Here is a 22,419-nt window from a genome sequence, read left to right on the forward strand (position 1 = left end):
ATAGTTAAATGAGAATTGTTTTGTTTTTTATATGAGAATGATTCCTGTTTACATTTGTGTTTGTGTGAATGTACAATATCCCTATATTTTCAAATTATTAATTACATAAGGGTAAACATGAAACTCAAACGTACTTTTGCACTATCTTCTTTGGTTTTAGCTATGGGGTTTCCAGCATATGCTCAAGAAGCACAGCCAGAAGTTGTCGTTAAGGATAATGATAAACAGTTAGAAAAAATATTAATTGTAGGTGTTAGGCATAACCGAGTTAGCCAAGGTGCTACCGGTTTAACAATGGAAATTGATGAAACACCACAATCTATCAGTGTTATTACCGCGGATTTAATCAAAAACTATGGTGCTAATAATTTAAATGATGCACTAAAACTTGCACCTGGTATTGGCGTAGAAGAGTGGGAAACAAATCGCTCTAATTATACTTCTAGAGGTTTTGAAATAAAAAGCACACAAATAGATGGCGTTGGCTTACCAAATGATTGGGGCATAGTTACTGGTGCAATGGAAGCGTATGGCTACGAAGAAGTCGAAATTATTAGAGGAGCTAATGGACTTTTAACCGGTGTGGGAAATTCTTCAGGCACAATAAACTATGTACGTAAACGCCCAACCAATGAAAATGAAGGTGAAGTTGGTTTAACTTTAGGCTCATATAGTAATAAGCGTCTAAATGCTGATTACTCAATGTTATTAACTGAAAGTGGTAGCTGGGCGGCTAGATTTGTTGTCGCAACTGAAGAAAAAGAGTCACACCTTGATGGTTTAGAAAATGACCGTAGTTATTTCTACGGTGTAGTAGATGGCCAATTAACTGAAAACTCTACACTTGCAGCGGGCTTCTCTTATCAAGATGCTAACACTGACAACAACATGTGGGGTGGTTTAGTATTTAACTATACAGACGGTACTCAAGCTGAATGGGATACAAGCGACACAACAACACAAGATTGGGCAATGTGGGACACTATCAGCACTTCAGGTTTTATTGAGTATGCTTACCTATTTGATAATGATTGGGAGGTAAAACTTACATACAACAAGCAGAATTTTGAAGATAAAAGTAAATTATTCTATGCATCAGGAACAATCGATAAAGAAACTAAATTAGGCTTAGGGGGCTGGCCGGGCAGATACGATAGTGAATTTAGTTCAGATATTATTGACTTAACAGCTGTTGGCAAATATAGCTTATTCGGTAAACAGCATGAAGTGATATTTGGCGCAAGTAGAGCTAAAAGTAACCAATTGAGATTCGATTACCCGTTTGATTATGCTACGACACCAGCATTTGGGCCAACACCTAGTTTTCCTTATGCACAAGATGCAATACCAGAACCTGTTTGGGGCGCAAAACATAAGTATTCAGATATTGACGTAACTTTAACGAGACTTTTTGGTTCAACCAAGTTTAATATTTTAGATAACTTATTTGTGATTGCAGGCTTTAATGCTATTGAATATAAGCGTGTGGGTGTTAACACTACTGTTGATATTGATAATGATGAAAGCGAGATAAGCCCTTATGGAGGGATAACTTACTCAATTACAGAAGATGTTAATGCTTATGTGAGTTATTCAGATATATATCAACCTCAAGAGCAATATAATTTAGAAGGTGAGTTTTTAATGCCTACCAAAGGTGTAAATTATGAAGCGGGTATAAAAACGCAATGGCTTGATAATAATTTACTTACCACCTTTGCCGTATTTACTGCAGAGCAAGAGAATTTAGCAACATATGCAGGTTTAAATCCCGCAGGACAGTTTTTTTACAAAGGAACGAATACTAAGTCAGAGGGATTTGAAGTTGAAGTTGTTGGTAATGTAACTGATAACTTGAATGTATTACTTTCTTATACGTTATTAAGCGTAGAAGATTTTAGCGGTGAAAACGCTAATGAATGGGCGCCAAGAAATGCGATTAGTTTTTCTGTAGATTATACTTTACCAGAAATGCCAGAATTTACATTCGGAGTAGGAGGGAAGTGGCAATCAAAGACTCATAATTCTACATATGGTGTTGACCAAGATGCTTACTTACTTGTAAATGCTTTTGCTAGTTGGGATATTTCAGAGCAACTTAACCTTCAAGCTAATATTAATAATATAACTGATGAAAAATATATAAATAGTTTGATAAATGTAGGTTATTACGGAGCTCCTGTTAACGGAACGCTTGCTTTAACTTATAGTTTTTAAATAACTAGATATTGGAAGTGAATTAAGTTAGTTAAAAGCTTAATTCACTTTTTAATTGTTCTTGTATTGGCTCTTAAGCTTCAGAGCAATACGGGAGAAGGGACTAGGCTAATGTAAAGTTCAGCAAGGGAAGTTTTACAGAGCCACATTGTTCAATTAAATATGATGTAATTTCATAAATTTAAGCGCTTTATCTACAGCTTCCTTAACATTACTTTCCATTTCAAATCGCTCAGAAGCCGGTAAATAAAAAGCCATATCTACTTCATGTCTAATATAACGGGTAGGGAGTTGATTAAGAACTACACAAGTCAGATCTGCTATAAAATCATCATCGTATTTTTCGTCTATTTTTAATTTAGTAAAATGTTGTGAAACTAAGTTTTCATAATAGTTATGAATGTCATCAGCTATTTTCATTGAAATTCCCTTAAATTATTCAGCTAAAATTTAGTATAGGCCAATTTAACATTTTACGAGTTGTTATTTAAAGAGGAATATAAAAGTTATTTAATTCTGTCTTGGATAGGGGGAATGAAGTGTGATAAATAATTTAAAATAAATTTAATTATTATAAATCAATGGATTAATGTGTTTTTTAGGTGGGTGAACTTAATTCCGACTTTCAAATTTAACTATATCAGCTTCTATTTTTGAAATAGCTTGTCTACAACGACCTAAGCGTTGATGTAAAGCGAGTACTTCTTGTGATATTTTTTCTTCAGTAAACTTTGAAGACCTGATACGTTCTTGTTCTTTATCTTGTAGCATTTGTGATAGACGCCGTTCAAACTCATGATGTTCTGATAAGTTTTGATACAGATTTTGGCTGGGTTGAATAACAGCTTTAATTGCTTTTTTATAGCGACGATTTTTTATAGCATTTAATCTGTTTTGAGCTTCATTATGGATATTACTATTCGATTGAAATGCATTGTAAAGGGATGTTATTTGTTTTTCTAATAGCTCAATTTGATATTTTACCAAGTCATTATTTTGATTTTTAATTAAACGTTCTAACTGTATTGTTTTATTTTTAATTTCTATAACGTAGTCAGAAAATAAGTCGCTGTTTGTACTAAATAAATCAATTGAAAATAATGGTGAATCTTGCAATAACTTATGAGCTTTTAATTTACTGTTATTATTATCAAGTTCTAAAGCTGTTTGCTCTAACTCAGCTAAAATTTTATATATTTTTTTTATAGAAACAGAGTTTTTCATCGGTTAGTTTTACCAAGCCTGATAGGCTAAATTAATAGCCATTCCAATAACAATAACAGCAAATACAGGTCGAATAAACTTACTGCCTAATTTTATAGCAAAATGCGATCCTACCATTGCTCCTAACATAATAAAAATACCAATCGATAAACCTAAAATAAAGTTTACATGGCCCAAATAAATGAAAGTTAATAAGCTAAAAAAATTACTGATAAAGTTTGTTGAACGCGCTAATCCACTACTGATCAGAATATTCGTTTTATAGAGAATAGTAGAAGATACCGTCCAGAATGCTCCAGTGCCAGGGCCTGCAACACCATCATAAAATCCTAATGTTAATCCTTGAATGATCTGTTTTAATAATAACTGTTTGTTTTCTTTAGGGAGTTCAGAGGATTCTTTTATTACATTTTTAGCGAATACCGTGTAAATAGCGGTGATAACTATAATAAGAGGTAAAGCTTTTTCTAAGAATTCAGTACTTAAGTAATTTACAACGAATGTGCCAAAAATAGCTCCTAATGCAGTTGTATATAATGAATACCTCCAAAATTTTGGGTTAAAAAGCTTATTTTTATAAAATGCTACAGATGCAGTAAAAGATCCAAACGATGCGGCTAATTTATTTGTACCCAGAGCCATGTGAGGCGGTAGGCCAGATGTTAATAATGCAGGTATTGTTAGCATTCCACCACCTCCAGCTATCGCGTCAATCATTCCTGCACAAAAGCCAATGCCACATAAGGTCATCCATGTATTTATATCAAGTACTGCATCGATCAAAATAGTTTCCTAGGTATTCTTAAAATTTTGGGCGACATTATACCATAACCATAACGTAAGGCCTTTTATCATTTAGGCCTAACTTCTCAGATTAAATAAACATCAATTAATATTATGTTAAGAAACATCCCATATTTGTTTGTCGGTTAAAAACGAATAAAAAATGAACTTATTTGTTTTAAATTAACCAAAAAGTAACTTTTATCGTAAGAATGTTTGACTTAGTACGAATGAATTAGTAAAACATACGACGGCAAATATAAATGTAGTGGTGAAACTCACTGGTCTGAGGAGTAAGCACTTATTATAATTACTGATAAAAATATTATTCATGTGTAGTAATTTGTCGGGGTATAACATTATAAAACACAATATAAATCTTCTATAACGTTTCGTTATAAACCCATTCTCAGTAGTTGACAGAAATGTCATGTGAGAATATCGTATTGTTCTTATTCTAGAGAAATAAAATAATACCTTTATTAAGATTTTTTCATTTGCGTTAACAATAATATTTGTTATCAAAATTCAATAGCAATTGGTTGGGAACTATGTCCAAATTAAGTAAAAAAAGCCTTATCGCTTCTTCAGTGATTGGCGCATTAACATTAGCAGCGAGCACTTTTGCAGTTGCAGATCAGTTAACTGATCTACAATCAGCAGAAGCGCGTACTTTCAAAGCATCGATTAAGTCACAACAAAAAATCGAAAGCATCTATGAGCAAACTATTGATCTTCTAGGTGAATACCGTAATACAGTTGATGAAGCTGAGGTGTTATCTGGTTATAACGATCATGTTCAACTTATGGTTAACGATCAACTTAAGAATATTGCCTCTTTACAAAAGCAAATTGACGGTGTTGATAAGATTAAGCAGGGTGTTGTTCCTTTAATGTATAAAATGATTGAAACATTAGAAAAGTTCGTAGAACTTGATGTTCCAATGAATATTGATACACGTAAAGAACGCATCGAAACTTTACGTACTGTAATGGGTGACTCTAACGTTACTACATCAGAGCAGTTTCGTTTAGTACTTGAAGCATATGAAATTGAAGCTAACTACGGTACTGCTTTCGAGTCTTACCAAGGTGAACTTGATTTAGGCGATCGTACTATTACTGCTGATTTCGTTTACATGGGCCGAATTGCTTTCTTAGCTCAGTCTTTAGATATGAAAAACGCTTGGGTATGGAATAATGAAACTCGCTCTTGGGAAGAACTTGGGGATGAGTACATTAAAGCCGTTAAATCAACTATTGCAATGGCACGTAAGCAATTACCGATGGATTTAACTAAATTACCAGTTTTCGCAGCAGGAGCTAAATAATGAAAAAGTTTCTTAATTATGTAATGCTTACTGCTTCTTTTACATTAGCAGCATCGGCATCAGCTAATGATTTAAATAAGTTATTAGAGCAAGTTAAAGCGGATAGAATTTCTGAAGCTAAACTTGATAAAAAACGTGAAGCAGAATTTATTGCTGCTAGAGCGGACAAACAAGCATTATTGAATAAAGCTAAACAAGAGTTAGCTAACCAAAATGCTCGTAATAAACGTTTAACTAAAGAATATGCTGCAAATGAAATTACGCTAGCACAAAAAGAAGTTGAACTAGATAACGCAAAAGGTACTTTAGGTGAAATGTTTGGTGTAAGTCGTTCTGCAGCAGCTGACGCTTTTGGTCAAATATCATCTTCAATCGTTAGTGCTCAATACCCAGGTCGTGGTGAAGCATTAAGCCGCATTGCTAACTCTAAAGAAATTCCAGCGTTAGAAGATTTAGAAGAATTATGGTTTGCGCTACAAACTGAAATGACTCAGTCAGGTGAAGTTGCACAGTTTACTGCAGAAGTAACTAACCTAGATGGCTCTAAGTCTACCGAAACAATCACTCGTATAGGTACATTTAACTTAGTATCTGATGCTGGTTACTTAACTTATAACGATGAAGTTGCTCAAGTTCAGCCTTTAGCTAAGCAACCTGCTGGCTATATTTCAGGTACAGCTTCAGACTTCTTTAACACTTCATCAGGCTACGCTCCTGTTTACGTAGATCCATCTCGTGGCGGTATCTTAGCTCTTGAAACTCGTAAACGTACTTTAATGGAATTTTACCATCAAGGTGCTGAAGTTGGATATGCGATTACTGCATTATTATTCTTAGGTTGTTTAATTGCTCTTGAGCGTTTAATTGTTCTAGGTTCAATGAGTTCTAAAATTAAAGCTCAAGAGAAAAACCTTGATACACCTAATGAAAACAATCCACTAGGTCGTTTACTTAAAATTTACCATGACAACAAGTCAGTTGATGCTGAAACGCTTGAACTTAAACTTGATGAAGGTATTTTACGCGAAACACCAAAAGTTGACCGTGGTATTAACTTAATCAAAATGTTTGCTGCAATAGCTCCATTAATGGGTCTATTAGGTACAGTTATCGGTATGATCATGACGTTCCAAACAATCACATTATTTGGTACAGGTGACCCGAAAATTATGGCAGGTAATATATCTCTAGCTCTTGTTACAACAGCGTTAGGTTTGATTTGTGCTTTACCTCTAATACTAATTCACAGTGTAATTGCTGGTCGTAGTAAATCTGTTCTGCAAAAACTAGACGAGCAAAGCGCTGGTTTAATCGCTGCAATCGCAGAGAAGGAGTCTAAATAATGTTATTCCTGATAGAGCTTATAGAATCTGTCAGGAGTTTTATTGCGACAGGTGGTAATGTACTTTATGTTGTTGCCTTCGCTCTCTTTTTGATGTGGATTTTGATGATTGAACGTTATTGGTTTTTATCATCAGTGTACCCAAAAATGAAAGACGATATCGTTGGACGTTGGGATGCACGTGAAGACACTACGTCTTGGTATGCACATCGTATTAGAGATACTTGGATCTCCGAAGCGACAGAATTATTAGAGCAACGTATGCTCACAATTAGAACTTTAGTAGCTATGTGTCCTCTTATTGGATTACTAGGTACGGTTACAGGTATGATAGGTGTGTTTGAAGTTATGGCACAACAAGGTACTGGTAACCCACGTTTAATGGCTTCAGGTATATCTATGGCGACAATTCCTACAATGGCAGGAATGGTAGCAGCTTTATCAGGTGTATTTTTTAGCTCAAGATTAGACGCTAAAGTTAAACTAGCAAAGGCTAAACTGGTTGACAGTTTACCTCATCACTAGAGAGAAATTCGAATGGCACGTAAACGTATTCGTGAAGACGAAGAAGCAGTAATAGATATGACACCGATGCTTGATATCGTATTTATCATGCTGATCTTCTTTATTGTAACCACTTCTTTTGTTAAAGAAGCAGGTATTGAAGTTAATAAACCTAAAGCAGCAAACCAAAGTAAGCAAAAATCCGCTAATATTTTCATTGCGGTAAAAGATACTGGTGAAGTTTGGTTTGATAAACGTCGTGTTGATATCGAACGTTTAGCAGCGAACATTGAAAAGGCATTAGCTGAACAGCCTACTGATGTTGTAATCATTCAAGCTGACAAAGACGCTAAACATGGTGTTGTTGTTAAAGTGATGGATGCGATAAAAGATGCAGGTATAGACAGAATCTCTATTGCTGCAGCTAAGGGGTAGTCTATGGTTCGCTTTTTAGTATCAATACTACTAGGCGCAGCGGTAACATTTGTACTATTTTCATTTATGGCTTTCCTTGTTTCTAGCGGTGATAGAAACAAGGAAGAACAGTTAGAAAATATAATAGTAGAAGTTAACACTACGCCACCGAAGTCAGCAGCTGAAACACGTAGACGTGTTCCACCGCCGCCTCCGCCGCCGCCTAAGTCTCCACCTAAGCCTCAAGCTCCAGAGCCTGAAGCTACTAATAATACCAGTGGCATTAGCTTTAACATGCCAGGTATTAAGTTAGCAGGAGCAAATGCAGGTATTTCTGCTCCAGGTGAAGGTTTTGGACGTGATGGAGATGCAACACCTATTGTTCGTATTGAACCTAAATATCCAATACAAGCAGCTCGAGATGGTAAAGAAGGTTGGGTAAAACTTTCATTTACTATTAATGAGATTGGTGGAGTTGAAGATGTAAACGTTATTGAAGCAGATCCAAAGCGTGTCTTTGATAAAGAAGCTAAACGTGCACTACGTAAGTGGAAGTATAAACCTAAGGTTGTTGATGGTAAGCCACAGCGCCAGCCTGGTTTAACAGTTCAATTAGACTTTAAAATGGATGGGGGTAAATAATGAATAAAATTATATTATCTTTAGTTGTTGCTGCTTCGGTAACTGCAGTGCAGTTACCTCTAACGACTGCTGCCTTTGCGGCAGGCGTTGGTGCTGAAGAAAAGGCAAAACGTCCAACTCAGTTAGTTGGTCCATCTGTTGGTAAAAAAGTTGGTGCTGCGTTTGAACTATATTCTGCTGATGACATTCCTGGTGCATTACAAGTTTTATTAGACATTGAGGCGAAAAAAGATTACGACAAAGCTTATGTTAATCGTTTTATTGCAATAATGTATGCCACCATGGGTAAAAAAGAAGAAGAGGCTATTAAGTATTTAGAATTAGCGATTAAACCTGACATCTTAAATGAAGGTGATCATGGTGAAGCTATTAAACTACTAGCTGATTTACAAATGCAGACCCAAAAGTACAGAGGCGCTTTAGAAAACTATAAAGCATGGATGGACTTTACTGGTAAATCTGATGGTGAAACTTGGGTTAAGATAGCTAACGCCCATTATTCACTTAAAGAGTTAGATAAAGTAATAGCTCCAGCTGATAAAGCTATAGCTGCTTTTGGTGATAAGCAAAGTCAGAATCCTTATATTTTAAAACTTACTTCGTTTTATGAACGTAAGATGTTTAAAGAGGCTGTTAAAGTATTAGAAACAACGGTTCAATTATTCCCTGATACCAAAACGTATTGGGTACAATTAGGACAATTTTATACTTTAGTAGAAGATTATGACAAAGCACTAGCAACTTTAGATTTAGCTTATAAACAAGGTTACCTTGAAAAAGAGTCTGAAATTAAAGTACTTGTTAGCTTATATGCTCAAAAAGCAATTCCTTATAAAGCTGCAACATTGCTTGAAAAGCATATTGCTTCAGGTTCAGTTAAAAGAGATGATAAAAATCTTACTATTTTAGCTAACTCATGGCATGCGGCTCAACATATTGATAAAGCAGCTAAATACTATGGTGAATTGGCGAAAATGACCAATGAAGCTAAGCATTATAGCAAGCAAGGTATGTTGTTAAAGCAAGATGAGCAGTTTAAAGGTTCTATTGTTGCTTTAAATAAAGCTTTAGAGCTTGGTATTGAAAATAAAGGTCAGATATATATGAGTATTGCTGAATCTCACTTTTATTTAGAACAATACAAACAAGCAAATAATGCTATAGAAAAAGCAATGGATGACCCTAAAACTAAGAAAGCTGCTAGAGGCTGGGCTGGTTTTATCAAGGACACTGCTAGACGTAAAAAAGTATCTATTTAATCTAATTAAATTTACTTTAAAAAAAACCAGCATTTTGCTTAATGCCGTTCACTTAAGGTGAGCGGCATTTCTTTTTTTAACAGGGTACCTATTCTTAGAACACTTCAATTCTCGCGGATAACTCCGCTCTCTACGTGCTGGCAATACAAACTGTTTGGCACTTTTGGTTATATCCATAACAAATTTTGACACATTTCCTGGCGAACAAAATGGCAACATAGTCAGTTGATAAATTATGTGCATTGAAGCACCATGAAAACTTAATTGGTTTGGATGTATTGAATCGAGTGACTTCGCCATTAATACCATTTGATAACGGATCAGATTATAAGCGAGTAATATCCCCCACAACTCTTGTTTTATAAGCTCAGGTTGATTACTACGCAAGGTAAATTGGCTATCAAGTAGTGACTGCTTCATTTCTCTAAAACCAAGTTCTATCTCCCACCGATGTCCGTATAAATCGACAATATCAGCGACAGGAAACTTCATTGCATCCGTCATAGACGTTAACACTTCGCACGCTTTACCATTAACCTTTCTCGATACTAATCGAGCTTCAATTGATTCAGGTAATTCAGGAAACTTCTTTCGTGCTTGGGGACAGGCGGTTAAACGAACTATTTTATCTTGGCGTCCTAATGAACGAACAATGTCATATTGTACGTTCTTTTTTAGCGGTATCAGCCAATGACGTGATATTCCCGTGGATTGCCAACGATAAAGTAATCCAAGCGAGTAGAAGCCTCTATCAAATAGTGTCAAGCTATGATCTGGTGTTGTTTCAACTAGCGAGCCAGCTAATTTCATTTCGTTAATATCAACACTATCAAAAGCACTTTGTGTTAATAAATGACTTGTTAATTCCATCTGGCATACCATGCGCACTTGGGGGTAACTTGCCTTGCCATGAGAGTTTCCTGTACGTGCAAAATATTCATTATTTTCTTTTGAGTCAGGTGTTCGCCATACAACGCCATCAACACCTAATAGTGTCAATCCACACCATGTGGGGTGAGTAGACTCCTCATGCCATAGCGATTGTGTTTTATTAAAAATAGATTCTATTGCTTTATGACCAAGTTTCTTTCTTGCTTGTGTTACGGCACTAGGTGCAACATAGGGGGCACCGTTAGGTAGAATGATATCAAGCTGATTAACTAATTGGCGGATAGACATTTTACGAAATAAAGCCATACCAATAACAGCCCACACCATTTGCTCCATAGGAAGCTTGCGCTTCCTTATGGTCGCAATACCTGACTGAGCCAACGCTTCATCAACGATGCTTGGGTCTAATAATTCACTTAATCCTGTAAATTCAGTAAAACTATTTTGTGAAACTTGTGATAAGGCAGTAGAGAGTTGCAAAAGAAAAGGCTCCTGAATAAATTCAGAAGCCTTTATATACTAACCAGAAGATCGGTCAATGGATCGTTAAACATTTCTTAACTGATCGGCATTAAGCATTTTGCTGGTTTTTTTATTTCCTAAACTTGTTGGGATTAGGATAAGTCTCTAATTTATAGATTTTATTAAGGATATTATTTCATCTTTATTATTCAGTTTTTTTATCTGTTGAAAAAGCTCTTCGGCTTGTGGGAATTGTAACTTTAGATATCTAAGCCATTGTTTTAATCTACTAGAGAAATAATAGCTTTTATCGCCATTTAACTCCAACTGACTATAAGTCAGGAGTAGCTTTTGCAAATTCGACCAATCCATAGGTTCAGTATCATATTTAATGGTATTAGCAATATTGGGTAAAGATAGAGCACCACGGCCTAACATTAAGTGAGAGGTGTTCGAGACTTTTGAACACTTTAGTGCTGCTTCTCTATTCCAAATTTCACCATTAGCAATAATTTGCATTGTAGAAAATGAAACGGCTTTATTTATGTATTCCCAATAAGCTGGTGGATTATAACCATCTGATTTAGTTCTTGCGTGTATCGCTAATTCATTTACGCCAGAAGAATTGATTGCTGATATTAGCTCATTAAAAAGAGATGTATCATCAAAACCTAAACGTATTTTTGCTGATAATATAGTCTCATCATTTAGTGATTTCTTCATAGTAGATAATATTTGATAAATTTTTTCTGGTTCTTTTAATAAAACAGCTCCACCTTTACTTTTATTTACTGCTTTGGCTGGGCAACCGAAGTTCACATCAATACCATGGGATCCAAGTTCTATTGCTCTTATTGCATTTTCTGCCATCCAACTTGGATCTTGGCCAAGTAACTGTATACGTAGGGGAGTCTGATTACCTGTGTAGCCTTTATCTCTTAATTCAGGGCATATTCGGTAATAGATGTGTTTAGGGACTAGAGAATCAACCACTCTTACAAATTCAGTAACACATAAATCGTAATTATTAATCGAGCAAAGTATTTGCCTCATTAATGGATCTATTACTCCTTCCATAGGTGCTAATATGAGTTTATCAATAAGAATGTCTTTTTTAGAGAAAGGAATATTAATGGTACGTACTTTTATTATTTGATTAATGAAAGTTATTTTATTAAGTTATGGTCAGCTAAGATAGTGTCAATAATAATTAATTTAATAAATAGGGAATCACATAAATATTATTAAAAGTATATAGTAGCGTTATTAATTAACTTCAACTCGGGATAAGCAAAGTTATTCAACAAGCTATTTTTACGCTTAATTTCGTTGAATTTATGACTAATATTCAGCTATCAAATAGAAAAATTCGCCTTGTTATACACAAAAATATCAATATTGAGAGACGAATATATCTTAGGAAAACAACAAAACGCATTAAATATTTGCTAAATAAATCTTTTAATTAATTCACTAACACTCATTAACCCGAGTTGAGGTTAATTAGTGTATTCATATTTACTGTTTTTTACACTTTCATCTAAAGTTGATATTAATCCATTTTCAGATCAGTCTATTGTTCTAATTGTGGCTGATGATCATAAAGGTAAGTGCGAGAAGGTAAGTGAGGTGAAGCTAAAAAAGATAAATCAGTAATCTTTAAAAATTTTAAAAAGGCTGCTAACGAATAACAGCCTTTATCAGTTTATTTAATTGTTAAGTCTTCGCAAACAGAAACATTCAAATCTTGTAAAATACCATCGTGTATGTTGTAAATAAAACCATGCACAGTAATATCTTGATTATTTTTCCATGCGTTTTTTAAAATCGTTGTGTGCGATACATTGGTCACTTGCTCTATGACGTTTAGCTCGCTAAGTAGATCCGCTTTTTTTTCAGGATCAGACACTGTATCTAATTGTTCTTTATTGAAACGGTGTACATCTTCAATATGTCTCAGCCAGTTGTCAATCAATCCATGACTTTCATCATCAAGTGCTGCTTTTATTCCACCACACCCATAATGGCCACATACAATAATATGTTTTACCTTTAAAACATCTACTGCAAATTGTAAAACGGATAAGCAGTTTAAATCAGTATGTATGACTAAGTTAGCTATATTTCTATGAACAAATACCTCTCCAGGTAATAGTCCCATTAAATTGTTTGCAGGAACTCGAGAGTCAGAACAACCTATCCATAAATATTCTGGTGCCTGTTGCTCTGAAAGTGATTTGAAAAAATTAGGATCGCTTTTTTTGATCTCTTCAGCCCATTCAATGTTTTGTTCAAATAAATGTTGGATAGATGCCATAAAATACTCTTAATGGATTAAAATTTCCTAAGTTTATAGTAAAAAAGCATAGAGAAAAATACACTTATTCAAAATTTAGTAACTTATCGTTTCAAGAGATGTATTTTTACAGAATATAATATTTCTTTTAAAAAGACGTACTTGTTTGTTGTTAAGGTATTGGGTATATATAATTGATAAAAACGTAACTAGGATCCATTTTAATGGCTTCAGCAAGTGCCTTACACATATTAGTAAAAACAGAAAAATTAGCACAAGATATACTTTCGCAATTACAAAAAGGAGCTGATTTTTCTGCTTTAGCGAAGAAATACTCTATTTGTCCATCTAAAAAGAAAGGTGGGGATTTAGGTGAGTTTAAAAAAGGGCAAATGGTTAAGCAATTTGACGATGTCGTTTTTAAAAAACCGCTTTATAAAGTACATGGCCCTGTTAAAACTAAGTTTGGTTATCACTTGATCAAAACTTTATATCGGAGTTAATAAAATAACTAACAATTACTCTTCTTTTTTTTCTTCCTTCTCAAGCTCAGTATTACGAGCTTCTATTTTTTGTAGTTGCTCTTCAGTTAAATCAAACTTTTTAGCTGATTGTTTGAGAAGTAAAACAGCACTTACAATAAGCCCTAACGCAATTACTGCGATTATTATTCCAATTAATGACATATATACCTCTTATTCGTTAGGTTGCTTATTTCGCTCTTTAGCGAGTTGTTGTAATTGCTTTGACTGCAAATGCAGGCTTGAACGAACTAGACGCTCTCTATCATCATCTCTTATATGATGAAAAATAGCTTTATGATTGTGCTTGTTTTCAGTACTCTCTACGCTAATAATTTCAGCGTGACAATAAATAGCACAATTTTCATGGGTTAAAAAAATCTTTATTTCAATAAACGTATTTATCGAAAAAGCTGTATTGTGAATAAATTCAATTCCAGCACCGCCAAAAGCAATGCCTTGATAGCGATGTTCTTCATCATCTTGTTCATTGAGCATATGATTAATGAGTAAATCAATTTTTTGAGCTTGAAGATTTAAGTATTGAACTAACTGTCCTGCAACTCCTGTTATTACTCCTAAAGGCGCTAAAGCGGATTGATCTAATGTAGCAATATCGTTGACCAGCTTAAATGGTGTCGGTATATTTTTTAAAAAGTCATGATATGAAATATTATTGCCATTATTTAATGGCTTAGCGTTAATATTGAAATCATGTTTTATAGAAAAAAACTCATTATATTGATTAAGTTTTAAATTGATTTGATCTTCAGGCATTATTCCAACTCTTGCTTGGTTATTGATTTAGTATAAAAGGGTTTTACTAAATACACATCTAAAAAATATTTAAGCCATGTTTTTTAAATTGTTTTGTGACAAAAATTAATTATATTTGATTACAAAATAGCGAAATTATTCTGGTTATAGCCGCTATTCATTATGTTATGCTTAGCTCACAAATGTTTTTCAGTTTTATATTTATAATATAAAATCAATTATTTAAGAACTCTGTTATTCATGTTTTTACCTGCAAGCTTTTTTATTGGTCTACGTTATAGCAAAAGTCAGAGACATTCTGGTTTTGTTTCTTTTATTACCTTTTTTTCAATCGCGGGTATCGTTTTAGGTGTAGCGTCACTTATCACCGTTGTTTCTGTTATGAATGGTTTTGAGGGGGAGCTTAAAAAAAGGATATTAGGAATTGTTCCTCATGTAGTCGTTAATGTAAAGCCGCCAATAGACCCACTTTCTACTAGCTCAAAGGCATTTAACCATTGGCAAAAAACACGTGAAAAACTGTTAACTTTCCCCCATGTAACTCATGTTACGCCTTTCCTTCAATCTGAGGCATTAATTCAATCTAATAAAGCATTACAAGGTGTTTTGATTTTTGGTGTTTTTCCTGAGTTTGAGCAACACAATATTATAAGTACACATATGGTGTTAGGTGATTTAGATAGTTTAAATGAAACACCATATTCTGTAGTTATGGGTAAAGCTTTAGCTTATAAGTTAAATGTAACACTAGGGGACACTATACGTATTGTTCTACCTAATAAAACGGTTTTTACACCTATGGGACGAATTCCTGTGCAACGCACTTTTACGATCACAGGGATATTTAATGTAGGATCAGAAGTTGATGGCTCAGTGGTGTATATGCATAGTAAATATGGCGCTAAGTTATTAAAACAAAAGGGCGATGGTATTAGTCACTTACGTTTGTATTTAGATGATGCTTTTAATGCCGACGCACTAACGAATCAAGTACAAAGTGAATTTACTGAATTAGAATTTGTAACATGGAAGAATAGCCAAGGTGCTTTATTTTCAGCGGTTAAAATGGAAAAAAACATGATGTGGCTTATGTTAAGTTTAATTATAGCGGTTGCTGCTTTTAATATTGTATCCGCCCTTGTTATGGTAGTGATAGATAAACAAGGTGAAATTGGTATTCTTCAAACATTGGGTATGAATAGAAAAAATATTTTAAGTATTTTTATCGTACAAGGTGTTTCAAATGGTGTTTGGGGTGTGTTAATTGGAACTATATTAGGCGTGCTGATTACATTAAATTTAAATACTATTTTATCAACGGTTGGTCTTAGTATTTTAGGACCTGCTTTTGCTGGACAAAACTTACCTATAAACCTTGTTTTCTCTAATGTGATTGTGATTATATCTTCTGCATTATTTACTAGTTTTTTAGCCACATTATATCCTGCTTACAGAGCATCGAAAACATTACCTGCTGAGGTTTTACGAAATGAGTAATCGTTTACTGTGTAAAGCAGTATCAAAATCCTATTTTAATGGGAAGCATGAAACTAAAGTGCTGAATGAATTAAATTTAAGTGTTAATTCTGGTGAATTATTAGCTATTGTAGGGAGTTCTGGATGCGGTAAAAGTACGTTTTTACATATAGCAGGAGTGCTTGATTCTCCCTCTTCAGGTGAAGTTATTATTAATGATGTTAACGTACACGCTTTAACTGATAAAGAAAGAGCGGCTTTTAGAAATAAACACATTGGTTTTATTTACCAGTTTCATCATTTAATGATGGAGTTTTCAGCTATAGAAAATGTCGCCATGCCTTTACTTATCAGAGGGGTTTCACCTAAAGAAGCAAAAATAGCTGCTGAGAAAATTCTATTGCAAGTCAATTTGTCTCATCGTTTACATCATAGACCTTCAGAATTATCAGGAGGAGAAAGGCAGCGTGTTGCGATTGCAAGGGCATTAGTGACTAATCCATCGATTGTTTTAGCTGACGAACCTACCGGTAATTTAGATTTTGAAACCGCAGAGCAAATATATAAATTAATAAGAGAATTAAACGAAACATTAGAGACTAGCTTTGTCATTGTTACCCATGATCTAGTGTTGGCCAGTAAAATGGATCGTCAATTAACACTAGCTCATGGTCAATTAAAAGAGATGGAATTAGCACAATAATGTTCAAACCATTGAGTTTATTTATTGCATTACGTTATGTAAGAAGTCGTCAAAGTAACGGTTTTGCTTCTTTTATATCAGCATCATCAACTATCGGTATAGCTTTAGGGGTTATGGTGCTTATTGTTGTGCTATCAGCCATGAATGGCTTTGAAAAAGCATTAGCTGATAAGTTACTTTCGGTTATTCCTCATGGCCAATTAACAGGAGTAAATACTCCTATACCTAACTGGCAAAGCAAAGCGTCGCAAGTCTTAAAATCACCACATATATTAGCTGTAGCGCCGATTATTAATGAATCAGGGATGATGCAATATAAAGGTGAGGTGAAAGGTATTGAAGTAAAAGGAGTAGATCTTAAACTAGAAACACTAGTTTCATCTATTACCGATTATATCGTTGAAGGGCAATGGAGTGATTTATCATCAGAAAATAGTATTCTTATCGGTGCTGGTATAGCCAAAAAACTCCAACTCTCGGTAGGTGATTCAGTGCAGCTATTACTTCCTCAAAATGTTCATTTAAATAGTGGTAACAATGTCCATCAAAGATTTCCTATTCCCTTAACTAAACAAGTTAATGTGGTCGGTATATTTAAATTTGGCGGTATGGTGGATGACATTAACGTATATATGTCATTTCGTAGTGTGTCTAAACTTATGGGATATAACTTAAATGAATCTCAAGGGCTTAGTGTTAAAGTGGATAATGTATTTAAGGCACCGCTTATTATTAGGGAAGCCGCCTATAAATTAGACCATTATGTTTATGTAACTGATTGGACAAATGAGCAAGGACATTTATTTAACGATATACAACTTGTTCGATTGGTTATGTATATTGTGTTAATTATTGTTATTGCTGTTGCAAGTTTTAATATTGTTTCTACGCTTATTATGGCAGTTAACGATAAAAAAAGTGATATCGCTATTTTAAAAACAATGGGAGCAAGCTCATTTACTATAATGTATAGCTTTGTGATACAAGGTTTTATTAATGGAGTTGTGGGTGTTACTTTCGGTGCTCTTTCGGGAATATACTTAGCGAATAATTTAACGCATATTATTCGTGAAATAGAAACAATATTTAAAACTAAGTTTCTCTCCGCGGATATTTATTTTATTGATTTTTTACCATCTGATTTACATTATTCTGATGTCTATATTACAGTGATTACCGCTTTATCTTTATCATTAATCGCGACTTTATATCCTGCATGGAAAGCTACTAAAATAGAACCAGCGCATGTGTTAGGACAAATATAGTTCTTGTCTTTTATGTTATCACTTAATCAGGTAGTATTTCTTCGTTATCGCTATAGGTACGATTTTTACCTGAGTTTTTAGCTTTATATAGATTTCTATCTGCTGCTGTAATAGCTGACTCAATACTGCTATTACCCACTATGGTGCTTATACCCATACTTACAGTTGTATCAAAAGCTTGTTGTTTACACAAAGGGCTATTGTTTCTAATTGCTTTGTGTATCTTTTGGGCTGTAAGGCCGGCTTGAATTGAATTGGTATAAGGGAGAATAAATAAAAATTCTTCACCACCCCAACGGGCAACGGTATCTTGTGTGCGTACGCAGGTTTTAAATATTTTTGCTAATTCTACTAAAACACAATCTCCTGCGTTGTGACCATATTCATCATTTATACTTTTAAAATTGTCCACATCACAAATAATAATACTGAGCTCAGTTTTATTTCTAACTAAACGGCGTTGTTCATATTCAATAACATTGGTGGCATCTCTACGATTTGATAATTGAGTAAGAGGATCTATTTTAGATAACTGTTCGAATCTGTCACTTACGTCTCTCATTGCTTTATACGATGTTTCTCTTGAATATTCGTATAACGCAGTGAGTGCTGAAACAGTTAGAAAAGAAGAAATAAGTCGAAGTTTAAAATCAAGAGGATATTGGACTGTGGATATAATATCTACAGGAAGAAGTAATATTAGCGATGATATACCTGTAAATAGTAGTAAATTTAAAACGCCTATTCTTAAACCACAAATAAAAAAGGTCACGGGTGCGGTCATAAATATCCATAAAGGCCCAGTATTATTGGCTCCACCAGAGTAGAGTAAATAGAACATTAAGATATAAAGTTGATATAAAACAAGACCAGAAGAGAGTTGATAATTATTCGTCGTTTTTTGAGTGACAGGGCCTAAGGTAAAAATAAAGCATACTACAAACAAAACACAGGCGAGTTGAATGTTATGATTAGTTAAGGCTAAAACTGCTGCTATTCCAGTGATAATCGTTCCGATCAAAGAAAAAAGATAAATAACTAATATTCGTCTGTTTACTTCATCAGAATTAGACTCTCTAGCACCAGAGTGCAGGTATGTTAGTAGTAACGATTTTAATGCATTCATTATTTTTTTCTTTAGAACAGATAATTCACAATAACTAGACCTTATTAAAAAGTATAGTATTTATTCTAAATTTGAGTCTGTTTCCTCCCCAAAAAAAATTATTTTATTCTTAGGTTTTTACGTTTATTCCATTCTTTAGCCACTGAAAAACGCCATATACTGTGAATCCCAATATAACCGATAAGAGAAAAAAGAATAGCACAAACTAAGCATCCTAATAAAAATGCGGGCCCAATTGTGGTTAAACTATCAATTATCCATTGCCAAGTTGCATGAAATTCAAATTTTTCTGCGGGAGCATTTATTATCCATGCACCCACTAAATAACAAACATAAAAAATTGCCGGCATAGTCAAAGGATTTGTTATCCATACCAAAGCGATAGAAATAGGTAAGTTTGCATGTACCAAAATTGCAATACCCGCAGCTAATACCATTTGAAAAGGAACAGGTATAAAAGCAAAGAATAAACCCACAGCAAAAGCTTTAGCTATAGATCGTCTATTTAAATGCCAGAGGTTAGCATTGTGTAATAAACCACCAAAAATTTGTAAATATTTGTTGGTTTTTATAGAGTGAGCATCTGGCATCAAACGCTTAATGATTTTTTTAGGCATAAATAAAATAATTTAAAATTTTTTAGGAATTAATCACTATGGATGGGTGGCTAATCACGTTCTTTATAGGTGCTATATTGTCATTATTTATGGCAATAGTACCAGAGTTTTTTTCTGTCATTTTTTTTACCTTTGTAGGTTTAGCGTGTTCATTGTACCAAAAGACACGAACTATTAGCGGACTGTTTTTAGGGATCGCTTGGATTTTATATTCTGGAGTACAATACCAACAGGTTTGGCAAAAAAACAACATCAATGTTAACGTATTATTTGATTCGACTCATTTTGTTACAGGTAAAGTTAAAACCATACCTTCCACAATAGAATCACGTATACCTATTCAAGAAAAAAACAAAGAACGACTTTTTGAAAATAAAGTAAAAAATAAAATTAAATACAAACGTAGTTATAAATTTAATTTTGAAATAACGCATATTGATCATCAATTACTGTCTACTCCCATTATTACTCGCCTTAGTTGGAATAAATCATCTCATCTTGTTCAACAGGGGAATGAATGGCTTCTAAAAGTAAAGTTAAAACCACCTCATGGTTTTGCTAATCAAGGAGGATTTAATTATCAAATGTGGCTTAGACAAAACAACATTGTGGCTACAGGCTATGTTTTAAATCACACAGATAATGAAATACTTAGTAATAAAATAAGCTATCGTCAGCAGTTATATTCAAATTCACTCACTTTATTACCATCAGGGCAATTGTCTTCTTTGTTAACGGCATTAAGTTTTGGAGAAAGAAATACGATAGACCAAGACACATGGTCAGTACTTAATAAAACAAATACACAGCATTTAATTGCTATTTCAGGTCTTCACTTAGGTTTGATCGCAACAGGAAGTTTTTTAATTATTAGCTTTTTAATTAGAATATTCCCTCTACGTTTTTTTGTTAAACAGCCTCTGCAATCAAGTTATCTAGATTTATTATTATCAAACAATAGTAAACTTATCGCCGTATTTTTTAGTTGTTTAATTACTTTTTATTACGCTTACCTCGCAGGTTTTTCTTTACCTACTGTGAGGGCATTAGTCATGCTTTTACTTTTTTGGTTGTTTAGAATTATAGGGATTAAACCTAGTTTATTAACGTGGCTGTTTCTTACCGTTTTTATCGTTTTACTAATAACGCCAATGAGTTTAATTAGTGGGAGTTTTTGGCTTTCGTTTTACGCGGTGAGTTTAATCTTATTAACTCTGTGGCGCTTTAAACGTTCTTTTACTGGTAAAAATAAAATTACTACATGGCTGCAATCACTTTTTTGGGTTCAGCTTAGTTTAAGTATCTTTATGTTACCTATTTCTATGTTGTTTAATTATCAACTGTCTCTAGTGTCAATTACTGCAAATTTAGTTGCTGTGCCATTAATGAGTTTCACTAGTATCCCTCTGTGCCTACTCGCTGTTTTAGTTATGCCTTTTAGTGAGTTTTTTTCTTCAACTTTATATCAATTAGCTTTATTTTCTACACAAGCTTTATGGCATTGGTTAGTCCTATTGTCTGAGCAACCTAGGGCTTTAGTTGAAGTATCGTTTAATCATATTATTGTAGGAAGCTTGATTATCTCTCTTCTAGGGATAAGTCGATTTTTATCCGTTAAATGGCGACACCTCAGTTTTTTATCATTGCTCTGTTTAATTGGTTTTTGTTATATCTATTTTTTCAATAAACAAGATACCGACTGGAAAGTTATGGTTTTAGATGTAGGGCAAGGGTTAAGCGTTGTTGTTGAAAAAAACAATAAAGCGATTCTTTATGACACAGGAGCAAGCTACCCAAGTGGATTTAATATGGCCGAAGCGGTTGTATTGCCTTATCTAAAACATCAGGGGATCCAAACATTAGATAAAGTTATTATTAGTCATAGCGATAACGATCATGCTGGTGGCTTAAACAAGTTAAAGAGCTCTCTTAATATTAAAGAAATAATTGCAAGCGATCCTAAACTAAAAGGTGATAAAAAATGTGTGGAAGGCAATGATTTTATATGGCAAGGATTAACGTTTAGCCTACTATGGCCATTAAATGAAGCTAACTATGTGGGAGATGAAAACGACCATTCTTGTGTTATAAAAGTAAGTGATGGCGATAAAAGTGTATTACTTACCGGAGATATTTCTACCCGTGTCGAAAAATTACTTGTGGCAAATCATCAACTGTTACCTGCATTAAATTCAGATGTCATTATTGCTCCTCATCATGGCTCTAATACTTCATCAAGTCAGGCTTTTATTCAAGCGGTCTCTCCTCGTTATGTCGTATACAGTGCAGGGTTTATGAATAGATGGAATATGCCGTCTAAATTAGTTAAGAAAAGATATGTCGAACAAAGTGTTATGGCATTTAATACGGCAGAAGTCGGAATGGTCGAAATAAAAGTACAACTTGATAAACTTAAAGAAACACCCAATAACAACAAGAATAGAAAAATTATAGTCACGCCTTATAAACAAGGAAAGTATCCTTTTTGGTTTGCGCAATAAGTTAGTTATTAAATTCAACCCAATTAGTTGGTGTACAAGTAAAATAACGTTAAAATAAATTGTTAACC

The 22,419-nt window shown here is 34.0% G+C and carries 23 protein-coding genes; 13 read left to right on the forward strand and 10 right to left on the reverse strand.

Annotation, left to right across the window (positions count from 1 at the left end; all coding sequences use genetic code 11):
- Positions 1 to 117: 117 nt before the first annotated feature.
- Entirely contained in the window at positions 118 to 2,217 is a 2,100-nt protein-coding gene (locus ACM9HF_RS19445) for a TonB-dependent siderophore receptor (RefSeq protein ID WP_473613195.1), read from the forward strand.
- A gap of 156 nt (positions 2,218 to 2,373) precedes the next feature.
- On the opposite strand, the gene ACM9HF_RS19450 is transcribed toward ACM9HF_RS19445, so the two are convergent.
- From ACM9HF_RS19450 to ACM9HF_RS19460, 3 genes are all read right to left on the reverse strand, one after another.
- Positions 2,374 to 2,637 carry a late competence development ComFB family protein gene (locus ACM9HF_RS19450; protein ID WP_473613196.1) on the reverse strand — a complete coding sequence of 88 codons (264 nt, stop codon included), beginning with the start codon at positions 2,635 to 2,637 and terminating at the stop codon, positions 2,374 to 2,376.
- 192 nt (positions 2,638 to 2,829) lie between these two features.
- Positions 2,830 to 3,441, reverse strand: a complete 612-nt coding sequence (gene priC, locus ACM9HF_RS19455; RefSeq protein WP_473613197.1) for a primosomal replication protein PriC — start codon at positions 3,439 to 3,441, stop codon at positions 2,830 to 2,832.
- Between the two features lie 9 nt (positions 3,442 to 3,450).
- Positions 3,451 to 4,224 carry a sulfite exporter TauE/SafE family protein gene (locus ACM9HF_RS19460; protein WP_473613198.1) on the reverse strand — a complete coding sequence of 258 codons (774 nt, stop codon included), beginning with the start codon at positions 4,222 to 4,224 and terminating at the stop codon, positions 3,451 to 3,453.
- Between the two features lie 551 nt (positions 4,225 to 4,775).
- On the opposite strand from ACM9HF_RS19460, the gene ACM9HF_RS19465 reads away from it, so the two are divergent.
- The 6 genes from ACM9HF_RS19465 to ACM9HF_RS19490 are packed head-to-tail and all read left to right on the forward strand — an operon-like array spanning position 4,776 to position 9,716.
- Positions 4,776 to 5,555 carry a DUF3450 domain-containing protein gene (locus ACM9HF_RS19465; protein WP_473613199.1) on the forward strand — a complete coding sequence of 260 codons (780 nt, stop codon included), beginning with the start codon at positions 4,776 to 4,778 and terminating at the stop codon, positions 5,553 to 5,555.
- Entirely contained in the window at positions 5,555 to 6,898 is a 1,344-nt protein-coding gene (locus ACM9HF_RS19470) for a MotA/TolQ/ExbB proton channel family protein (RefSeq protein ID WP_473613200.1), read from the forward strand. Before ACM9HF_RS19465 ends, ACM9HF_RS19470 begins: the two co-directional genes overlap by 1 nt.
- Entirely contained in the window at positions 6,898 to 7,422 is a 525-nt protein-coding gene (locus ACM9HF_RS19475) for a MotA/TolQ/ExbB proton channel family protein (RefSeq protein ID WP_473613201.1), read from the forward strand. The genes ACM9HF_RS19470 and ACM9HF_RS19475 overlap by 1 nt, the downstream gene beginning before the upstream one ends.
- A 12-nt stretch (positions 7,423 to 7,434) precedes the next feature.
- Complete coding sequence (locus tag ACM9HF_RS19480) at positions 7,435 to 7,836, forward strand: ExbD/TolR family protein (RefSeq protein WP_473613202.1); 402 nt, start codon at positions 7,435 to 7,437, stop codon at positions 7,834 to 7,836.
- Between the two features lie 3 nt (positions 7,837 to 7,839).
- Complete coding sequence (locus ACM9HF_RS19485) at positions 7,840 to 8,457, forward strand: energy transducer TonB (protein WP_473613203.1); 618 nt, start codon at positions 7,840 to 7,842, stop codon at positions 8,455 to 8,457.
- The gene (locus ACM9HF_RS19490; protein ID WP_473613204.1) at positions 8,457 to 9,716 is read left to right on the forward strand and encodes a tetratricopeptide repeat protein; all 1,260 of its coding nucleotides are present in this window, start codon (positions 8,457 to 8,459) and stop codon (positions 9,714 to 9,716) included. The genes ACM9HF_RS19485 and ACM9HF_RS19490 overlap by 1 nt, the downstream gene beginning before the upstream one ends.
- 48 nt (positions 9,717 to 9,764) lie before the next feature.
- Here the strand turns inward: ACM9HF_RS19490 and ACM9HF_RS19495 are convergent, their stop codons facing one another.
- Both ACM9HF_RS19495 and ACM9HF_RS19500 read right to left on the reverse strand, forming a co-directional pair.
- Positions 9,765 to 11,087: an IS4 family transposase gene (locus tag ACM9HF_RS19495; RefSeq protein WP_473613205.1), complete on the reverse strand. Its 1,323-nt coding sequence runs from the start codon at positions 11,085 to 11,087 to the stop codon at positions 9,765 to 9,767.
- Between the two features lie 147 nt (positions 11,088 to 11,234).
- Positions 11,235 to 12,146, reverse strand: coding sequence for a tRNA-dihydrouridine synthase (locus ACM9HF_RS19500; RefSeq protein ID WP_473613206.1), 912 nt, complete (start codon positions 12,144 to 12,146; stop codon positions 11,235 to 11,237).
- A gap of 429 nt (positions 12,147 to 12,575) precedes the next feature.
- Here ACM9HF_RS19500 and ACM9HF_RS19505 point away from each other — a divergent pair, with 429 nt between their 5' ends.
- The gene (locus tag ACM9HF_RS19505) at positions 12,576 to 12,725 is read left to right on the forward strand and encodes a hypothetical protein (protein ID WP_473613207.1); all 150 of its coding nucleotides are present in this window, start codon (positions 12,576 to 12,578) and stop codon (positions 12,723 to 12,725) included.
- 49 nt (positions 12,726 to 12,774) lie between these two features.
- On the opposite strand, the gene can is transcribed toward ACM9HF_RS19505, so the two are convergent.
- Positions 12,775 to 13,386, reverse strand: coding sequence for a carbonate dehydratase (gene can, locus ACM9HF_RS19510; RefSeq protein WP_473613208.1), 612 nt, complete (start codon positions 13,384 to 13,386; stop codon positions 12,775 to 12,777).
- Between the two features lie 203 nt (positions 13,387 to 13,589).
- Here can and ppiC point away from each other — a divergent pair, with 203 nt between their 5' ends.
- Complete coding sequence (gene ppiC, locus ACM9HF_RS19515; RefSeq protein WP_473613209.1) at positions 13,590 to 13,868, forward strand: peptidylprolyl isomerase PpiC; 279 nt, start codon at positions 13,590 to 13,592, stop codon at positions 13,866 to 13,868.
- A 15-nt stretch (positions 13,869 to 13,883) separates the two neighbouring features.
- Here the strand turns inward: ppiC and ACM9HF_RS19520 are convergent, their stop codons facing one another.
- A complete protein-coding gene (locus ACM9HF_RS19520; protein ID WP_473613210.1) occupies positions 13,884 to 14,051 on the reverse strand; it encodes a DUF2897 family protein in 168 nt (55 codons plus the stop codon).
- 9 nt (positions 14,052 to 14,060) lie between these two features.
- Entirely contained in the window at positions 14,061 to 14,663 is a 603-nt protein-coding gene (locus ACM9HF_RS19525) for a PilZ domain-containing protein (RefSeq protein WP_473613211.1), read from the reverse strand.
- A 240-nt stretch (positions 14,664 to 14,903) separates the two neighbouring features.
- Here ACM9HF_RS19525 and ACM9HF_RS19530 point away from each other — a divergent pair, with 240 nt between their 5' ends.
- Genes ACM9HF_RS19530 through lolE form a run of 3 tightly spaced genes read left to right on the forward strand, consistent with a single transcriptional unit; the run spans position 14,904 to position 18,107 of the window.
- The gene (locus ACM9HF_RS19530; protein ID WP_473613212.1) at positions 14,904 to 16,160 is read left to right on the forward strand and encodes a lipoprotein-releasing ABC transporter permease subunit; all 1,257 of its coding nucleotides are present in this window, start codon (positions 14,904 to 14,906) and stop codon (positions 16,158 to 16,160) included.
- Positions 16,153 to 16,842 (forward strand): lipoprotein-releasing ABC transporter ATP-binding protein LolD, encoded by a 690-nt coding sequence (gene lolD / locus ACM9HF_RS19535; protein WP_473613213.1) that lies wholly within the window; start codon positions 16,153 to 16,155, stop codon positions 16,840 to 16,842. Before ACM9HF_RS19530 ends, lolD begins: the two co-directional genes overlap by 8 nt.
- Positions 16,842 to 18,107, forward strand: coding sequence for a lipoprotein-releasing ABC transporter permease subunit LolE (lolE, locus tag ACM9HF_RS19540; protein WP_473613214.1), 1,266 nt, complete (start codon positions 16,842 to 16,844; stop codon positions 18,105 to 18,107). The genes lolD and lolE overlap by 1 nt, the downstream gene beginning before the upstream one ends.
- Positions 18,108 to 18,129: 22 nt before the next feature.
- On the opposite strand, the gene ACM9HF_RS19545 is transcribed toward lolE, so the two are convergent.
- Together ACM9HF_RS19545 and ACM9HF_RS19550 are read right to left on the reverse strand one after the other, a co-directional pair.
- Complete coding sequence (locus tag ACM9HF_RS19545; RefSeq protein ID WP_473613215.1) at positions 18,130 to 19,233, reverse strand: GGDEF domain-containing protein; 1,104 nt, start codon at positions 19,231 to 19,233, stop codon at positions 18,130 to 18,132.
- A 98-nt stretch (positions 19,234 to 19,331) separates the two neighbouring features.
- Positions 19,332 to 19,850, reverse strand: coding sequence for a DUF2062 domain-containing protein (locus ACM9HF_RS19550; RefSeq protein ID WP_473613216.1), 519 nt, complete (start codon positions 19,848 to 19,850; stop codon positions 19,332 to 19,334).
- 38 nt (positions 19,851 to 19,888) lie between these two features.
- On the opposite strand from ACM9HF_RS19550, the gene ACM9HF_RS19555 reads away from it, so the two are divergent.
- Positions 19,889 to 22,351 carry a DNA internalization-related competence protein ComEC/Rec2 gene (locus ACM9HF_RS19555; RefSeq protein ID WP_473613217.1) on the forward strand — a complete coding sequence of 821 codons (2,463 nt, stop codon included), beginning with the start codon at positions 19,889 to 19,891 and terminating at the stop codon, positions 22,349 to 22,351.
- The last annotated feature ends 68 nt before the right edge of the window (positions 22,352 to 22,419 follow it).

The organism is Colwellia sp. RE-S-Sl-9, assembly GCF_048296855.1.
In the GTDB taxonomy this organism is placed as follows: domain Bacteria; phylum Pseudomonadota; class Gammaproteobacteria; order Enterobacterales; family Alteromonadaceae; genus Pseudocolwellia.

Excerpts from the sequence above, each read along its gene's own strand:
- ACM9HF_RS19450 (WP_473613196.1), bottom strand. The coding sequence starts at position 2,637 with ATGAAAATAGCTGATGACATTCATAACTATTATGAAAACTTAGTTTCA.
- lolE (WP_473613214.1), top strand. The coding sequence starts at position 16,842 with ATGTTCAAACCATTGAGTTTATTTATTGCATTACGTTATGTAAGAAGT.
- ACM9HF_RS19500 (WP_473613206.1), bottom strand. The coding sequence starts at position 12,146 with ATGGAAGGAGTAATAGATCCATTAATGAGGCAAATACTTTGCTCGATT.
- ACM9HF_RS19475 (WP_473613201.1), top strand. The coding sequence starts at position 6,898 with ATGTTATTCCTGATAGAGCTTATAGAATCTGTCAGGAGTTTTATTGCG.
- lolD (WP_473613213.1), top strand. The coding sequence starts at position 16,153 with ATGAGTAATCGTTTACTGTGTAAAGCAGTATCAAAATCCTATTTTAAT.
- ACM9HF_RS19520 (WP_473613210.1), bottom strand. The coding sequence starts at position 14,051 with ATGTCATTAATTGGAATAATAATCGCAGTAATTGCGTTAGGGCTTATT.
- can (WP_473613208.1), bottom strand. The coding sequence starts at position 13,386 with ATGGCATCTATCCAACATTTATTTGAACAAAACATTGAATGGGCTGAA.
- ACM9HF_RS19470 (WP_473613200.1), top strand. The coding sequence starts at position 5,555 with ATGAAAAAGTTTCTTAATTATGTAATGCTTACTGCTTCTTTTACATTA.
- ACM9HF_RS19485 (WP_473613203.1), top strand. The coding sequence starts at position 7,840 with ATGGTTCGCTTTTTAGTATCAATACTACTAGGCGCAGCGGTAACATTT.
- ACM9HF_RS19555 (WP_473613217.1), top strand. The coding sequence starts at position 19,889 with ATGGATGGGTGGCTAATCACGTTCTTTATAGGTGCTATATTGTCATTA.
- ppiC (WP_473613209.1), top strand. The coding sequence starts at position 13,590 with ATGGCTTCAGCAAGTGCCTTACACATATTAGTAAAAACAGAAAAATTA.
- ACM9HF_RS19525 (WP_473613211.1), bottom strand. The coding sequence starts at position 14,663 with ATGCCTGAAGATCAAATCAATTTAAAACTTAATCAATATAATGAGTTT.
- ACM9HF_RS19490 (WP_473613204.1), top strand. The coding sequence starts at position 8,457 with ATGAATAAAATTATATTATCTTTAGTTGTTGCTGCTTCGGTAACTGCA.
- ACM9HF_RS19530 (WP_473613212.1), top strand. The coding sequence starts at position 14,904 with ATGTTTTTACCTGCAAGCTTTTTTATTGGTCTACGTTATAGCAAAAGT.
- ACM9HF_RS19465 (WP_473613199.1), top strand. The coding sequence starts at position 4,776 with ATGTCCAAATTAAGTAAAAAAAGCCTTATCGCTTCTTCAGTGATTGGC.
- priC (WP_473613197.1), bottom strand. The coding sequence starts at position 3,441 with ATGAAAAACTCTGTTTCTATAAAAAAAATATATAAAATTTTAGCTGAG.
- ACM9HF_RS19480 (WP_473613202.1), top strand. The coding sequence starts at position 7,435 with ATGGCACGTAAACGTATTCGTGAAGACGAAGAAGCAGTAATAGATATG.
- ACM9HF_RS19550 (WP_473613216.1), bottom strand. The coding sequence starts at position 19,850 with ATGCCTAAAAAAATCATTAAGCGTTTGATGCCAGATGCTCACTCTATA.
- ACM9HF_RS19445 (WP_473613195.1), top strand. The coding sequence starts at position 118 with ATGAAACTCAAACGTACTTTTGCACTATCTTCTTTGGTTTTAGCTATG.
- ACM9HF_RS19545 (WP_473613215.1), bottom strand. The coding sequence starts at position 19,233 with ATGAATGCATTAAAATCGTTACTACTAACATACCTGCACTCTGGTGCT.